The sequence below is a fragment of the Streptomyces sp. NPDC014991 genome, from assembly GCF_043080665.1.
Classification (GTDB): domain Bacteria; phylum Actinomycetota; class Actinomycetes; order Streptomycetales; family Streptomycetaceae; genus Streptomyces.
In genome coordinates this window covers 97515-112112 of the sequence record NZ_JBIBVY010000007.1, presented here as the reverse complement: position 1 = coordinate 112112, position 14598 = coordinate 97515, and the positions used below count along the sequence as shown (strand labels likewise).

The following is a 14598-nucleotide window of genomic DNA, read 5'->3' as shown; positions in this document are numbered from 1 at the left end:
CCGCCCGCTCGTCACTTCAGGCCGCTGAGCATGACGCCGCGGATGTAGTACTTCTGGAGCAGCAGGAAGAGGACAAGCACCGGCAGGATGCTCAGGACGAGGCCGGCCATGACGACGGGCATCGTGCGGGCCGGGTCGACGTGGTCCTGGAGGAGCTGGATGCCGACGGGCAGGGTCATCACGTCCGGGTCGGCGGTCGAGACGAGCAGCGCCCAGATGTACTCGTTCCACGCGTCGACGAAGGTCAGCAGTCCGAGCGTCACCAGAACCGGTGTGGTCTGCGGCACCACGATCCGCCACCACACGGCGAACTCGCCGGCGCCGTCGATGCGCGCGGCCTCCAGCACCTCGTCCGGGATCGAGATCACGAACTGACGCGTCAGGAAGATGCCGAAGCCGTTGACGAGGAACGGCATGGCGAGCGCGACGATGCTGACGGTCAGCCCCGCGCCACCGCGTCCGAACAGGTCGTTGCCGCCTGCCAGCGGCCAGTGCACCAGGATGAGGAAGTGCGGGATGAAGAAGAGGAACGGCGGGAACATCATCGTCGACAGCACCAGGCGGAAGACGAAGTCACGGCCCGGAAAGCGGAGTTTGGCCAGTGCGTAGCCGGCGAGTGACGACGTGAGCAGCACCGACCCGGTGATCACGGCGGTGGCGACGACGCTGTTGCGGAACAGCACCGGCAGGTCCAGCTGGTCGACCGCCGCCCGGTAGTTGGACAGGTCGAACGCCTCGGGCAGGAACCGGTACGGCAGCGTGCCGGACTCACCGGGCCCCTTGAAGGACGTCATCACCATGTCGAGGAACGGCACCACCGTCAGCACGGCGCCGGTGACGACCACCAGATACGACAGCCACGGGAAACGGCGTCGGATCATGCGTCCTCCCCCTTGCGCCGGAAGATCCACAACTGTGCCAGGGTGACGGCGAGGACCACCACGAACAGGACGAAGGCCGCGGCGCTCGCCGTGCCCCAGTCGCCGTACGAGAAGGCCTGCCGGTACATCTCCAGCGCGGCCACGTTCGTCGCGTCACCCGGGCCGCCCTTGGTCATCACGATGATCAGCGCGAACGACTGCAGGCCGGTGAGGAACTGGGTGATGCACACGAACAGCAGGGACGGCCGCAGCAACGGCAGGGTGATCCGCCGGAAGACGGTGCCCGGCCCGGCGCCGTCGAGCGCGGCGGCCTCGTAGTACGACTCGGGAACGGACTTCAGCCCGGCGGTCAGCACGAGGATCGCCGAGCCGGCCGACGCCCAGGCCTGTACGACCACGACCGAGGGCAGCGCGGTGTCCGGGTTCTGGAGGAACGCCACCGAACCCAGCCCGCAGGCGTTGAGGACCCCGTTGACCAGCCCGCCCGGTTCGTACATGTACTTCCACACGTTGCCCACGGCGACGACGGTCGTGACGATCGGCAGGAAGTACAGGGTGCGCCACAGCCCCTGGAACCGCAGCTTGTCGATACAGGTCGCGACGAGCACGGCCCCGGCGAGCGCGAGGGCCACCGTGCCCAGGGCGAACAGCAGCGTGTTGGTGAGGATCGGCACCAGGAACGTCGAACCGTCCGCGAAGAGGGCGGCGAAGTTGTCCACGCCCTCCGGATCGATGTCACCGAGGTCGAACCCGGCCCAGCGGGACGTCGACAGCAGCAGCGCGAAGCCGAGCGGCAGGACCAGGAAGACGGCGAAGAACAGCAGTGCCGGCGCCAGGAAGAGGTAGGCGACGGCGGCCTGGCGCCGGCGCAGCCGCCGGGTCCGTCCACCTCCGTCGCCGGCGGGCCCGGCGGCCCGCGGGCGGGCCGTCCGCTCGGTCGTCTGCGGGGCCAGGGCGTTCACCACGAGCGCGCCACCTCCTGATCGACCTGTCGGCGGATCGCGCGCAGTGCCTCGTCGGTCGACCGCTGACCCGTCCACAACGCCTCGATGTTCTTGCGGAGCAACGACTTGGCCTGCTGCGCCCCCGGTACGTTCGGCTCCGGCACCGCGTACGCGAGCGCGTCCCGGAACGGGCGCAGATTCGAATCGCTGCCCTCGCCCAGGAGTGCCCGCATGTCCTCGGCGCGGCCGGTCAGTGAGCCGACGGACACCTGGAGCACGCTCATCCGGGTCGCTGCCGCGCCCTTCCCGGCGCTCGTCACCGGCACCTTCCCGGTGTTGAGCCAGTGCAGGAACTCCCATGCCTCGCGCGGGTGTTCACTGGCAGTGTTGACGCCCAGCAGGAAGCCGGTGGAGAGCGTGGCGCGCGCGTCGTGCGCCTCGCGGCGGGGCAGCGGTGCGACACCGACATCGCGGTAGTCCTCGCCCATCAGGGTCTTCAGGTCCGCGGTCCACCAGCCCGCGCTGACCACCATGGCCACCTGCCCGGACGGGAACGCCTTGTAGACGTTGACGCCGGGGGCGCTCGCCCCGGCGGCGACCAGCCGGCGCTCCAGATCGAACACGGCCCGGCCGGCCGGCGAGTCGATGGCGGTGCTCCTGCCGTCCACGGAGACGAACCTCCCGCCGGCGGCGTTGAGCAGGGCGAGTGTCTGCCCGACCGTGGTCGAGTCGTCGATGGTCGACAGCCCGAAGCCCTGCACCAGCGTGTTGCCGTACCGGTCGCGCCTGGTCGTGCGGCGGGCCGCCTCCTCCAGCTCCCGCCAGGTGCGCGGCGGACCGTCGACGCCCGCCGCGCGCAGCAGCCGCTTGTTGTAGTAGAGGGCGTACGTCTGCACCTCGGTCGGGTAGCCGTAGACCTTGCCCCCCACCGACGCGGCACCGACCGCGGCAGCGCTGTAGCCGCGCGTGATCTCACCGGCGTGCTCAGGCGGCGCGGGCCGCAGGACGCCGGCCCGGACGAGCTGGCCGGTCCACAGGCAGTACGGGTGGATGATGTCGGCACCCTGGCCCGCGGCCTGCCGGACCGTCAACGTGGTCAGCAGATCGGTGAACTCCACGGCCTCCGTCCGCACCTTGACCCGTTCGTGGGTGGCGTTCCACTCGTCGACCGGGCCTTGCAGGGCGTCCTTGAGCGCCCCGCTCGCGTAGTGCGAGAGCAGAGTGAGCACGATCGGGTCCCCGGGCCGGCCGGTGCCCCGGTGGGGGGCGGCGCACCCGCAGCCCAGCAGCGCCGAGGGCAGCGCGAGCGCGAAGCGGCGCCGGCTCAGGCCGCCCGTGCGGCGTACCGGCCTCATCGGGGGGCCTCCCTACGCATCACCCGGAACACCCGGGTCGTGCTGAAACCGGTCCCGCGGTACAGGTGGCCGGCAGGGGACTGCTCACCGGTCCACAGGAACCACGCGCCGTGCACACCGCGAGCCCGCATCCGCTCCAGGACCAGGTGGAGCAGGACCCTGCCGATCCCGGTGCCGCGCATCTCCTCCAGCACACCGAACGGGCCGAACCGCTCGTCCACCGACTCGTACGCGCCGTGCATCGCCCAGCCGACCATGCGGCCCGAAGGGTCCCGGGCGGCCACGATCCGGTCGAGCGGCGCGCCCGCGGCCACGCACTCCCGGATCGCGCGCGCCCAGTCCGGGCTGAAGTGGTTCCCGGCGAGCGCGAGCAGTTCCACCAGGTCGTCGTCGCACGGGGTGGCGAACCGGTACCCCCGCGCCGTCAGCCCGTGCAAGCGGTCCGCGACATCCCCGGGGAAGCGATAGCCGACCAGGCTCCGGTCCATCGCCGCCGCCTCGTACAGCGTACGAAAGCCCAGGGAGCCGAGGAGCCCGGCCGCTTCCGGGTACGTTTCGGCGTCCAGGCCGGGGAGGAGGTAGTTCGGGGTGTAAGAGGAGAAGTCCACCCGGGTGCGGCCGTGGCCGTGCAGCCAGTCCAGGGCATCGGTCAGCAGCCGGCGGCCGAGACCGCGCCCGCGGGCGGCCGGGGCCACGAAGAAGAACGGGATCCAGCCCTGCTCCGGCTCCAGATCGGTGCCGGTCATCGGCGTCATACGGCGCACCGCGTAGGCGGCGCCGACGACACGGTCACCGTCGACGGCGACTCGGAGCCCCTCCGGATCGAAGTTGGCGTCGAGCAGCACCAGGGAGCGGAAGCGGTCGGGGCTGACGGGATCGGCCGGCACGCTACGGCGCCACGCCTCGACCACGTGCGGGCCGTCGCCCGGGCGAAAGCCACGGATCCCGGCGGGGGATCCCGGCGTGCGGTCAGTGCGATCAGTCATCGACGAAACTGTCCTTTCCTCCGCAGGTCACCGACGGTCCCGGACACCGCCGGCGGCGACGCCGGCCCGGTCGCCGACGCCGTCCGCGCCGTCCTCACCTCGTGCGTCCGCTCCTTCCGGGGCCGGGCCGGCGACGTCGCGGTGACGCGGCAGGGGTTCTCAGGGGGAGAGCCGAACAGGGCGACCGGCCGCGCGCCGGCCTCCGGCAACGCGGGCACGGCCGGGCGCAGGCCGGGAAGGACGCCGGTGTGGTGGGTGACCGGCCCGAGCCGGCCGGGACCGGAAAGCACGGGTGGCGCACACAGTCGTGCGGTCCCGGTCGTCACCGCCACGCGGGCGTCCGTGCTCGTCTGCCGGCCCCGTCTGCCGGTCACCTCCCGAAGCAGTGGGGCGCGAAGCGGGATGCGGTGGGCGCTGGGCGGCAGGCGTGACACTTTCCGCCGTCCTACTCGGGCGTCCCCGCCGCCCGGGACTCGTCCCCGGCGGACAGACCCATCGGACGGCGTCCCGGCGGCTGTTGGGGCTCGGGCCGCGCGGGCACCGGAGGCACCCGGCGGTCCACCGGCGCGTCGGCGGACACGGTCACCGGCTCCCCGTGGTGCAGTACGACCAGAGGTTCCCCTTCCACCAGCCGGTACCGCGCGTGCGACCGGCCGATGTCGACCTTCAGCCTGCGTCCGCGTACCAGCACGGTGAACGCCACCCTGGACAGTGCTTCCGGCAAGCGCGGCGTGAAGGCCAGCCGGTCCGGCTTCCCGTCCTGGCCGGCGTACCGGCGCATGCCCCCGAAACCACCGACCAGGGAGATCCACGTCCCGGCGAGCGAGGCGATGTGCAGCCCGTCACGGGTGTTGTGCTCCAGATCGTCCAGGTCCATCAGCGCGGCCTCGCCCAGGTAGGCGTAGGCCAGCCGCAGGTGCCCGGTCTCGGCGGCGAGCACCGCCTGGCAGCTCGCCGACAGGGAGGAGTCGCGGACGGTTAGCGGCTCGTAGTAGGCGAAGTTGCGTGCCTTCTGCTCGTCGGTGAAGGCGTCCGGGCACTCCATCATCGCCAGCACCAGGTCGGCCTGCTTCACCACCTGCTTGCGGTACAGGTCGAAGTAGGGGTAGTGCAGCAACAGGGGATAGGCGTCGGGCGGTGTCGCCTCGAAGTTCCAGCGCTGGAACGTGGTGAAACCGGCCGACTGTTCGTGCACACCGAGAGACTCGTTGTACGGCACCGCCATGCGGGCGGCGGCGTCCCGCCACGCCGCGGCCTCCTCCTCGTCGACACCGAGTTCCGCGGCCCGGTCCGGATGGCGCACGGCCGCGTCCGCCGCGTCGAGCAGGTTCCGCCGGGCCATCAGGTTGGTGTACAGGTTGTCCCGGGAGAAGGCGCTGTACTCGTCCGGGCCGGTGACCCCGTCGACGTGGAAGACGCCCTCCGCGTCGTGGTGACCGAGGGAGTGCCACAACCGGGCGGTGTGCACGAGGAGATCGAGCCCCTCGGTACGTTCGAAGTCGGCGTCCCCGGTCACCGTCACGTACCGTACGACGGCCATGGCGATGTCCGCGTTGACGTGGAAGGCGGCGGTCCCGGCCGGCCAGTAGGCGGAGCACTCGGCGCCGTCGATGGTCCGCCAGGGGAACGTCGCCCCGGCCAGCCCCAGTTGACGCGCGCGTTCCCGCGCCGCCGGCAGTGTCCGGTGCCGCCATCTCAGCGCCGGCGCGACGGCATCCGGCGCGGTGAACGTCAGGACCGGCAGCACGAAGGACTCGGTGTCCCAGAAGGAGTGCCCGTCGTACCCGGTGCCGGTCAGTCCCTTCGCGGGGATCGCCCGGTTCTCGCCACGGGCCGCCGCCTGGAGCACATGGAAGAGAGCGAACCGCACCGCCTGCTGGATCTCGGCGTCGCCCTCCACCTCGACGTCCGCGCCGGCCCAGAAGCGGTCCAGGTACGCCCGTTGCGCGGCGACCAGCCCGTCCCACCCGGTGCTGACCGCGGCCGCCACCGCCGCGTCCACCTGATCGTGCACGGCGGGCAGCGAACGCTCCCCGGACCAGCCGTAGGCCACGAACTTGACCAGCCGCAGCGGCCGCCCGGGCAGCAGGTCGGCGGTCACCGTCAGACGGCTGACGTCGGGCTCGCTCTGCGCCGTCCACCGCGTGCTCTCGGGCCCCTCCACCAGATGGTCGGCCGCCGCCGCCACCCGCAGCCCGCTGTGGGTGGTGCGGTGCACGAGCCGCAGCCGGGTCTCCTGTGCGAAATCCTCCTCGGGGACCAGCGGTGACTCGGTCACCGCGGCGACACGCGGGTCACCCGAGAAGCGGGGCAGCTGTTCGTTGGCGACCAGCTCGGACTGCACGGCCACCGAGGCCGCCCCGTCGGTGGGCTCCACCTCGTACACGATCGCGGCGACCGCGCGCTGGGTGAAGGAGACGAGCCGGCGTGAGGAGATCCGGACCGTGCGGCCACCGGGCGAGGTCCAGTGCGCGGTGCGGCTGAGCACACCGGAGCGGAAGTCAAGGACCCGTTCGTGCGCCACCAGCCGGCCGTACCGCAGATCGCACGGGTGGTCGTCCACGAGCAGCCGGATGATCTTGCCGTCAGTAATGTTGATCATCGTCTGGCCGGACTCGGGATAGCCGTAGCCCGCTTCCGCGTACGGCAGCGGATGCCGCTCGTAGACGCCGTTGAGATACGCGCCGGGCAGTCCGTGCGGCTCCCCCTCGTCGAGGTTCCCGCGCCACCCCAGGTGCCCGTTGGACAGCGCGAACACCGACTCGCTCTGGGCGAGCAGGTCCAGACTCAGCTCGGTCTCGCGCAGGCACCACGGCTCGACCGTGAAGCTGGGATGAGTGATCACCGCGACTCCAGGAGTCCGGCCGGGTCGCGGACCGAATTCCCGGACAGGTCCTCGATCCCTGCCGCAACCAGGACGTCCCGGCAGCCGGCGCCGGCCGGCACCACCGCGCGGCGCAGGCCGGCCTCCCGTACCGCGGCCACGACCCCTACCGGCCCCTCGTAGGTTCGCCGCCCGTCCACACGTGGGCGCCGGTCCAGGTACGCGTCGTAGTCGTCAACCGCGCCGAAGGGCACGAACCCGGTCCCCTCACGGCGCGCGCGCTCGCGGAGACAGCCGTCGGACATCTCCGTCCAGGCGGCCGCGTGTACGTTCGCGGTCCGGGCGAGCACCCCGTCGATGTCGGACAGGCATTCACGGACACGAGCAGGAAGCCCCAGCATGTCCCCGAGGCTAGGAGGCGGCGCGCGCACGGCGGCGGCATGACATCACCCGGCACGCCGGAAGGCACCCACTCGGTCCTGGCCCTCCCGCCGCCCGCGACCGTCAGCGGACTCGGACCGGATCACTCGACCGTGGCAGCCGATCGCTCGGCACAGTCCAGGACGGCGGCACCACCGGGTGGCCGCGTTCCGGACCGACCGGCCGACTCACGCGAGCGGGGAACGTGCGTGGCGTGGAACTGCACGTACTCGATGGTCGGCGGGGGGCGACGCCCAACGAGGTCCCCACCGGCCCCAACCTGACCGTGCGGCATCGCGGAGGCGCGACTCGACGATCGTGGTGGCGTGGGTGCCGGGGTAGGGGGCGACGAGAAGCAGGTAGCCGCCGACGCTCGCGAGGTCCAGGCCGCGGTAGGTGAACCGCAGGGGTCGCTGCTCCCCGGTGGGCTGGCCGAAGGTCGGCAACGCCGCGTCCAGGTCGTCGACGTAGACGCGGGCGAAGGCGGCGAGCACCGGCACAGTCATTTCCTAGATCGTTCCGCGTTATCCGAAACGTCGAACTGATCTGCATACTACGGATATCACACGGATGAGGACGAGGAGAGCCGGTGGGACAGTCCCAACATGCCGATCAGGAGCTGGCAGCGGTGCTCCATGCCTTGGGTGATCCTGTCCGGCTGGCGCTGGTCCGCCGGATGGCCGAAGGCGGCGAGAGCGTGTGCAGCCCGGACGGCGTGGAAGTGCCCCGATCGACGTTGTCCAATCACTGGCGCATCCTGCGCGAGGCCGGGATCACCCAGACCCGCCGGGTGGGAAAGGCGCGTCTGATGACCCTGCGCCGAGCCGACCTCGACGCCCGCTTCCCAGGTCTCCTCGCCGCCGTGCTGGCCGAGAACGGGCGCTGAGCACCACGGCTGCCGACGCCGGTGCGGCAGGACGCCGCCGACTCGGCTGCCTCGGCTGCATTCAGCAGAAGGGCTGGTCACGGGGCCCGGGCACCGGCCGACGGCCGACCGGCACCTCCTGACCGATGCCCGAAGCCCGGCCGGCGGCGGGCCGGTCCCGCCGACCGCTGCCCGCCGGCACAGCCCCCCACCCCCTGTCACGGCCAGACGCGCAGCACCAGCTGGGGAAGGTGCCGGACCAGCCAGGCGCTGGCGAGCCCGATGGCGGCACCGGCGGCGACATCGCTGGGGTAGTGGGCGCCTGACTGCACCCGCTCGACGGCGACCAGAGCGGCGGGCACCGCACACGCGGCCCCGGCCGGCGGCCACGAAGGGGCGAGCGCCGTGGTGAAGGCCACCGCGGCCGCGGTGTGCCCGGACGGGAACGACGATGAATCGGGCCGGTCCTCGACCTCGTCGTGAGGGATCCACTCCTTCGGCGGCCGGGGTCGGTCGGCCACCTGCTTGCACACGCCGTTCGACACCAGCTGCGCCAGGGCGAGAGCCGCCAGACCGGCCACCGCGGCCTCCCGGCCACGACGTCCGCCGGTCCAGGCCATCACCACGGCGGCACCGCACCACAACTTGGAGCTGCTCGCGGCTTCCTCCACCGCCGAGAGTGTCCGGTGAATACGGGGGTCCTGCCAGGCGGCCACCCGCTTGGTCAGACGACGATCCATCTCACGTACTGCGGCAATCAACGTCATGACCTGCTGGTATCCCGTGCGGCCTCAGACACTCACCGAAGCCGTGCACGAATGGACGCCATCGTACGGCGCGCTGCCGGACCATCACGCACCGTACTGGCTTGGAGGTCAAACCGCCATGAGAGGACCACCGTGCTCGTCCGACTGGACTCACTGAGAGGCGGGAGGGAACAGAGCAAGCTGGTCCTTCACCCAGGGGTCGAACACGGCTGCCCGCTGGGTGGACGGGGGATAGAAAGTGGCCAGCTGGTCCGCGATCCACGGGTCCGTGGGCTGCTGGGCAGTGTGGTGACGGCTGCCTCCCGCGGTGCCGTGGACCGGGAGGTGCCCGGCCGCCCGGGGAGCAGCCGCCAGCGCCGGGCTCCCGCCGGCCAGCAGAGCGCCTCCGGCGATCGCGGCACAAGCGCCTGCGACCGCGATCCGTCGCGTCAACTTCATGATCTCCTCCTTGCCGGCCCGCCACTCCGGGTCGCGATCGGAAACATCGCGTGATGTGAGCCCTTGCGGTGGCGGGCGGAAGCATCCGGTCGGCCCACCTACCCACTCGTCCTCCTCGCACACCGGCACCAGGGAATCGGGTGCGGCCGGCAGCCGGCCGGGTCCTCCGGCCGACGGCTCCGTGCCGGCCCGGGCCGCGTCGGGTGCCGCGACGCCGAGGGCGGCTGCCGCTTCCGCGACCACGCGAAGGCGAGCCCGGGCGGCCTCGCCGGATGCCTGTGAGCGCCGAGACGGAGTCCGACGGTGGCGCAGGAGCAGTAGCCGGGCGTCCGACAAGAAGCCGGAGGTTCAGCGACGGCTGCCCTCACCCTCGTATGTGACAGGCCTCAGCGACGACCCTGGGCTCGCCGACCGGAGCCCGGGCCCCACTGACCGCCGCTCCCGTATCGACAGCACCGCGATATCCGCGATCGACGGGAACAGCAGCTCCTCCAGGGGGGTAGCGGACTGAGAGGCGGGCAGGTCTCGGTGCTAGCGGCCGGCCGTCGGGTGCCACTCGCGGCGGAGGAGGCCGAAGACCCAGGAGTCGGAGACGTCGCCGTTGACGACGCAGTCCTCGCGCAGGGTGCCTTCGCGGACGAAGCCGAGCTTCTCCAGGACCCGGGCGGACGCCACGTTGCGGGTGTCGGTCTCGGCCTGGACGCGGTTCAGGTCAAGGGTGTCGAACGCCCACCGCAGGACGGCGTGCGCGGTCTCCGTGGCGTAGCCGTGGCCCCACGAGGCGGCGTCGAAGACGTAGCCCAGGGACGCGCTCCGGAAGTCCGGGTTCCAGCTGGTCAGGCCGCACCAGCCGATGAACGCGCCGTCGGAGAGGCGGTCGACGGCCACCCGCGCTCCCGTGCCTTCCTCCTCGATGGTCCGGCAGGTCGCGATGAAGCGCTGGGCGCGGGCCGGTTCGGTCCACGGCGGGGAGTTCCAGTAGCGCAGCACGTCGGCGCTGCTGTGCAGCGCGTAGAGAGGCGCCGCGTCGGCGTCGGTGAAGGGCCGCAGTCGCAGGCGGGCGGTGTGCAGCTCAGGGGTGGGCAAGGTCATGCGGAGCATCCTGCCGCGTCACGCACGCCCCCGGCCATCCGTTTGTCCGGACGGCCGGGGGAGCGTACGTCCGCGGTGACGCCGGACGCGCCGGACGGGCGGTGAATCCGCATCGCTGCCCGTTCTCGCGGCCTTCCCGAGAGGACGGTCCGCAGCGTCCTGCCGCTGCGGACCGGGTGGACGGCGGGGTGTGGCGCCCGGGCGTCACAGCTTGGCGAGGACCTCGGGCGGCAGGCTGTCCACGGACAGTTCCGACAGGCAGCGCATCGAACTGTTGCGGAAGTAGGTGAGGAACCCCTCGACGGTGGAGGTGTCGCGCGGCTCGGCGAGGTACGGGGCGAGCCTGCGCTCCGCTTCGCGGACGCCGTCCGGATGCGCCATGTGGCGGCCGACGTCCTCCAGCGTCCCGTCGAACTGGATGAAGCGCACCATGTGGTCGTCCTTGATGAACAGCGCGGTCGCCTTGATCCGGCCGGTCTCGTTGCCGGCCTCGTCCCGCAGGATCGGGGAGGCCGCCCGTTTGAACTGGGCGAAGATCTCGGCGATCTCCTCCTCGTGCCCGGGCTTGATCTTGTAGGTGATGGCTGCGGTGGCCATGCGAATCTCCTGATGGTGTGGGGCGGTTGGGTGAGAACGATGCTGAGCTACAGTCCACCGTCGACGTTCAGCGTGACGCCGGTGACGTACCGGGCGGTGTCGCAGGCCAGGAACAGGACGCCCTGCGCCACCTCCTCGGCGGTCACCAGGCGGCCCAGCGCGGACATCCGGGCCATCCGGGCCCGCACCTCGGCGGGCAGGCCACTGTCCGGGCCCGTGTCGACGACGCCGGGAGCCACGGCGTTGACCCGTACGCCCTTCGGCCCCAGTTCCTTGCTCAGGGCGCGCGTCATGCCGGTGATCCCGGATCTGGCGGCTCCGTCATCGGGGCGGGTCACGTCGGCCCGGACGATCCGGTGCTTGCCGCCCGTCTCCGCCAGGGCGCGTGAGGCGTCGTCGGCGGTCCGCTCGTCGCCGTGGTGGCAGCCGACGACATCGGCACCGGCTCGTGCCAGCGCCCGCGCCGTCGCGATGCCGACGCCGCGGGTCGCCCCGGTGACCAGTGCCGGCTTGCCGTCCAACCGTAGATCCACGGTGCCTCCAGATTCGCCGCGCACTTCCCCTGCACGGGGACTCTGGACCTGTGCCTGGACGACGGCTGGACCGCTCGTCTCACATCGCCCTCACCGGCCGACCGGCCCCCGGACCGTGCTCGGTTCGACGGCGTCCACCCACTCGGGCAACTGAGCCGGATGCGCTCCGGACGGCGTCAGGCCTGACCGTCCGATGGCCGGGCGCACCGGCGCCGGATCACTCCCGCGGTGATCGTGCTGCCGCACGCCATAAGATGACAACCACCTCGCACACACAGGCACGCTTCCCCGACCGTGTCGACCAGTTGGGGGGATGCGGATACGCTCGCGTACGTCCCGCCCCTGATCAGCGACGCGCGCAGGAGAATGCCCGGTGGCAGCAGACGATGCCTACGCAAGACTGGCCGGAACCCTGGAGCGCATCCAACGTGCTTCGGGGCGCGCCGAGTTGTCCGAGGTGCTCGACAGCGCGGGCCTGTCGTACGAGACGGGGATCCCGGAGGCCGTCGTGCTGATCCTGCTCGCGGGCGGACGGGCCGAGGACATCTCGGTGGCGGAGCGCGTACGGCAGCGGCTGGACTTCCTCCGTGAGACGCGCCGGCGTGACGACGGGAAGAGGTATGCCCTCGAAGAGATCGCCGCAGCCGCCGGCGTAACCCGTCAGACGATGAGCGAGTGGCGCAAGAAGGGGATACCCAGCCTGGAGTCCGCCGACCGGCTCCGTCGGTTCTTCTCCCTGCCGCCCGGGTTCTTCTTCGCGGACGAGCCGGAGGCACTCGACGAAGCGCTGCAACAGCGCCTTCAGGAACTGGAGTCGAGGTCGGATCCTTTCGCTGAGCTTCGTACGCCCGAGATCCTGCGGCTCGCGGCACGCGGGCTCCTGTCGCCCACCGGGGTGCGGGCGATGGCCCAGTGGGCGGAGGCCGTCACCCGGCCTGTCGCACCGGGTGCCCGTGGTGGTGCCCGAGACGAAGAAGGACTCGCGTCGTGATCGCCGGTGGCAGCGGGACCCCCGGCCTTCCGCGGCCCCGACGTGATCCCGCCGGGCGACAGGAGCCGGGCACGGTCCGTGGCGCGGCCGCTGTCCACAACTGCCGGGGGAGGCGATGACTCCTCTGACCCGGCTCCGCCAGTGGCAACGGTTACGGGCGCGCGACAGGGAGATGCGTCAGTTCGCCGAGACGCTCATCGCTCCGGTCCGAGGAAGGCTGAGCGATGCCGGCGTGGAGGGGAGCGACGCCGGCGCGGACGGTGGCACGGAGGCGCCGGCAGATCCCGAGGCCCTGTTCGACGCTCTGGTCGAGTCCGCCAGGCAGTGGCGCGGCGATCGCCGGCTCGAGGTGCACAAGGTTCACATCCCGCGCGAGTTCAAGGCCACCGGGATGTGGCTGGAGCGAGTCGACCGTGACGACATCATCATCGAGCAGGACGCGGCCATCTGGCATCAGGCGCAGATCTTCGGTCACGAGCTGTGGCACATGCGGCAGAAGGACGGCTTCACACCCGAGCAGCTGGCGGGCGGGGCCTGGGACGAGCTGAAGTCCGGGCATGCGCACGGCGCGCACCCGGCCGCCGCGCGTTCGCGCTTCGACGAGGACCCCGAGAAGGAGGCCGAACTGTTCGGCATCCGGGTCGGGCAGGAAATGCGGGCGCTGATGGAACGGGACGTGATCACGGGCGCGACTGCCCGCCGTATCGCAGACGCTCTCAGTTATCGAGGGAACCGGAGATGAGTGGGTCGATCAACTACATAAGCTGCGGCCTGCTGTGGATCGGGCTCCTGGTGAAACTGCCGGGCCTGATCCGGAACGGGAGCGAGCCCTCGCTCCGTGCCATCAACGGGGTGTTGGCGTTCGCGTCGCTGTGCTTCCTCCTCGGGGCGCCCAGTTCGGTGGAGGTGATCAACCGGGTCAGCGGCGTACCCAACCTGGCCGCCCCCTTGACCTACGCTTCGATCACCGCGTACAGCGCGACGCTTCTCATCCTGATCGCCTGCTGGCGGGGCGGCCCCTCGGCGCGCCGGACGACACGGAGCTGGCTCTACGGCTACACGGCTGTTCTTCTCGCTGTCGCGGCCCTCTACATCCTCGGGGACGCCACGGAAGAGCGTCGCAGCGACTTCGACACGTACTACGCGACGGCGCCCTGGATCTCCGAGATGGTCGTCCTGTACCTGGTCGCTCACCTGACGGCCGTGACGGTCAGTGCCGTCTGGTCACTGCGCTGGGCCTTCGAGGCGGAGGTGCGCAGGCTGCCCTGGCTGCGGGCCAGCCTGCTGACGATCGGCGCCGGTACGGTCATCAGCGCCGGGTACAGCGTCTCCAAGCTGGTCGCTGTCATCGCGCGGTGGACCGGCCGGGACTGGGCGGTCCTCGGCACCTCCATCCCGCCCCTCTGCGCCGGTCTCGGCGCACTGCTCACCGTGGTGGGAGTCCTTCTTCCCGTGGCGGGCCACCACCTTTCGGCGTGGCGGGACTTCTTCCGTCTCGCGCCCCTCGACGCCGTACTGGACCCGGTTCTCAAAGAGCGCGCCCTGCGCGTCGAGCGCCCGCGTTCGCCGCTCCTGTGGGGCACTTGGCGCTGGAGCACCATCCACAACGGCCTCCTCGCACTCGAAACGCACTTCGACGAGAGGCTCTACGACGACGCCTTCCACACCGAGTTCGACAGGACGGGTGACTGGGAGAGCGCTACTTCCGCCGCGTGGGCCACGACCATCGCCGCGGCCGTACGGCGCAGCACCCGGCCGGTGCTCAGGCCCGTGGGCGAGCCGGCCAGGCTCTCCCACCCGCGGGACGCCGAGTCCCTGGTCCGGATCGCCGATGCCGTGAAGAGGTCCGAGCAGACGGTACGAGAGCCGGACACCGTCGGGGCCCGGTCGGTCTGATCCTGGATC

The 14598-nt window shown here is 71.4% G+C and carries 16 protein-coding genes; 4 read left to right on the top strand and 12 right to left on the bottom strand.

Going from position 1 to position 14598, the window contains the following annotated elements:
• Positions 1-11 precede the first annotated feature (11 nt).
• From ACF1BE_RS13810 to ACF1BE_RS13780, 7 genes are all read right to left on the bottom strand, one after another.
• Entirely contained in the window at positions 12-881 is an 870-nt protein-coding gene (locus tag ACF1BE_RS13810) for a carbohydrate ABC transporter permease (RefSeq protein WP_392199219.1), read from the bottom strand.
• Complete coding sequence (locus ACF1BE_RS13805; protein WP_392199218.1) at positions 878-1846, bottom strand: carbohydrate ABC transporter permease; 969 nt, start codon at positions 1844-1846, stop codon at positions 878-880. Before ACF1BE_RS13805 ends, ACF1BE_RS13810 begins: the two co-directional genes overlap by 4 nt.
• Positions 1840-3180 (bottom strand): extracellular solute-binding protein, encoded by a 1341-nt coding sequence (locus ACF1BE_RS13800; protein ID WP_392199217.1) that lies wholly within the window; start codon positions 3178-3180, stop codon positions 1840-1842. Before ACF1BE_RS13800 ends, ACF1BE_RS13805 begins: the two co-directional genes overlap by 7 nt.
• Positions 3177-4166, bottom strand: coding sequence for a GNAT family N-acetyltransferase (locus ACF1BE_RS13795; RefSeq protein ID WP_392199216.1), 990 nt, complete (start codon positions 4164-4166; stop codon positions 3177-3179). The genes ACF1BE_RS13800 and ACF1BE_RS13795 overlap by 4 nt, the downstream gene beginning before the upstream one ends.
• 445 nt (positions 4167-4611) lie before the next feature.
• Positions 4612-7011 carry a glycoside hydrolase family 65 protein gene (locus tag ACF1BE_RS13790; RefSeq protein ID WP_392199215.1) on the bottom strand — a complete coding sequence of 800 codons (2400 nt, stop codon included), beginning with the start codon at positions 7009-7011 and terminating at the stop codon, positions 4612-4614.
• Positions 7008-7391, bottom strand: a complete 384-nt coding sequence (locus ACF1BE_RS13785; protein ID WP_392199214.1) for a hypothetical protein — start codon at positions 7389-7391, stop codon at positions 7008-7010. Before ACF1BE_RS13785 ends, ACF1BE_RS13790 begins: the two co-directional genes overlap by 4 nt.
• 207 nt (positions 7392-7598) lie before the next feature.
• Positions 7599-7916 carry a hypothetical protein gene (locus tag ACF1BE_RS13780; protein WP_392199213.1) on the bottom strand — a complete coding sequence of 106 codons (318 nt, stop codon included), beginning with the start codon at positions 7914-7916 and terminating at the stop codon, positions 7599-7601.
• Between the two features lie 83 nt (positions 7917-7999).
• On the opposite strand from ACF1BE_RS13780, the gene ACF1BE_RS13775 reads away from it, so the two are divergent.
• Positions 8000-8296 carry an ArsR/SmtB family transcription factor gene (locus tag ACF1BE_RS13775; protein ID WP_392199212.1) on the top strand — a complete coding sequence of 99 codons (297 nt, stop codon included), beginning with the start codon at positions 8000-8002 and terminating at the stop codon, positions 8294-8296.
• Positions 8297-8493: 197 nt separating this feature from the next.
• Here the strand turns inward: ACF1BE_RS13775 and ACF1BE_RS13770 are convergent, their stop codons facing one another.
• The 5 genes from ACF1BE_RS13770 to ACF1BE_RS13750 all read right to left on the bottom strand — a co-directional run bounded on the left by ACF1BE_RS13770 (position 8494) and on the right by ACF1BE_RS13750 (position 11702).
• Positions 8494-9042, bottom strand: coding sequence for a phosphatase PAP2 family protein (locus ACF1BE_RS13770; protein WP_392199211.1), 549 nt, complete (start codon positions 9040-9042; stop codon positions 8494-8496).
• 150 nt (positions 9043-9192) lie between these two features.
• Entirely contained in the window at positions 9193-9480 is a 288-nt protein-coding gene (locus tag ACF1BE_RS13765; RefSeq protein ID WP_392199210.1) for a hypothetical protein, read from the bottom strand.
• 531 nt (positions 9481-10011) lie between these two features.
• Positions 10012-10572, bottom strand: coding sequence for a GNAT family N-acetyltransferase (locus tag ACF1BE_RS13760; RefSeq protein WP_392199209.1), 561 nt, complete (start codon positions 10570-10572; stop codon positions 10012-10014).
• Positions 10573-10776: 204 nt separating this feature from the next.
• Positions 10777-11169 carry a SchA/CurD-like domain-containing protein gene (locus tag ACF1BE_RS13755; protein ID WP_392199208.1) on the bottom strand — a complete coding sequence of 131 codons (393 nt, stop codon included), beginning with the start codon at positions 11167-11169 and terminating at the stop codon, positions 10777-10779.
• Positions 11170-11216: 47 nt separating this feature from the next.
• A complete protein-coding gene (locus ACF1BE_RS13750; protein ID WP_392199207.1) occupies positions 11217-11702 on the bottom strand; it encodes an SDR family NAD(P)-dependent oxidoreductase in 486 nt (161 codons plus the stop codon).
• Positions 11703-12075: 373 nt separating this feature from the next.
• On the opposite strand from ACF1BE_RS13750, the gene ACF1BE_RS13745 reads away from it, so the two are divergent.
• From ACF1BE_RS13745 to ACF1BE_RS13735, 3 genes are all read left to right on the top strand, one after another.
• Positions 12076-12693: an XRE family transcriptional regulator gene (locus tag ACF1BE_RS13745; protein WP_392199206.1), complete on the top strand. Its 618-nt coding sequence runs from the start codon at positions 12076-12078 to the stop codon at positions 12691-12693.
• 172 nt (positions 12694-12865) lie between these two features.
• Positions 12866-13435, top strand: a complete 570-nt coding sequence (locus tag ACF1BE_RS13740) for a toxin (protein ID WP_392199205.1) — start codon at positions 12866-12868, stop codon at positions 13433-13435.
• Positions 13432-14589: a hypothetical protein gene (locus ACF1BE_RS13735; RefSeq protein ID WP_392199204.1), complete on the top strand. Its 1158-nt coding sequence runs from the start codon at positions 13432-13434 to the stop codon at positions 14587-14589. Before ACF1BE_RS13740 ends, ACF1BE_RS13735 begins: the two co-directional genes overlap by 4 nt.
• Positions 14590-14598: the final 9 nt, after the last annotated feature.

Coding starts and splice junctions, on each gene's coding strand:
- ACF1BE_RS13810 (WP_392199219.1), bottom strand. CDS start 881: ATGATCCGACGCCGTTTCCCGTGGCTGTCGTATCTGGTGGTCGTCACC.
- ACF1BE_RS13800 (WP_392199217.1), bottom strand. CDS start 3,180: ATGAGGCCGGTACGCCGCACGGGCGGCCTGAGCCGGCGCCGCTTCGCG.
- ACF1BE_RS13795 (WP_392199216.1), bottom strand. CDS start 4,166: ATGACTGATCGCACTGACCGCACGCCGGGATCCCCCGCCGGGATCCGT.
- ACF1BE_RS13785 (WP_392199214.1), bottom strand. CDS start 7,391: ATGCTGGGGCTTCCTGCTCGTGTCCGTGAATGCCTGTCCGACATCGAC.
- ACF1BE_RS13780 (WP_392199213.1), bottom strand. CDS start 7,916: ATGACTGTGCCGGTGCTCGCCGCCTTCGCCCGCGTCTACGTCGACGAC.
- ACF1BE_RS13770 (WP_392199211.1), bottom strand. CDS start 9,042: ATGACGTTGATTGCCGCAGTACGTGAGATGGATCGTCGTCTGACCAAG.
- ACF1BE_RS13765 (WP_392199210.1), bottom strand. CDS start 9,480: ATGAAGTTGACGCGACGGATCGCGGTCGCAGGCGCTTGTGCCGCGATC.
- ACF1BE_RS13760 (WP_392199209.1), bottom strand. CDS start 10,572: ATGACCTTGCCCACCCCTGAGCTGCACACCGCCCGCCTGCGACTGCGG.
- ACF1BE_RS13755 (WP_392199208.1), bottom strand. CDS start 11,169: ATGGCCACCGCAGCCATCACCTACAAGATCAAGCCCGGGCACGAGGAG.
- ACF1BE_RS13740 (WP_392199205.1), top strand. CDS start 12,866: ATGCGTCAGTTCGCCGAGACGCTCATCGCTCCGGTCCGAGGAAGGCTG.
- ACF1BE_RS13735 (WP_392199204.1), top strand. CDS start 13,432: ATGAGTGGGTCGATCAACTACATAAGCTGCGGCCTGCTGTGGATCGGG.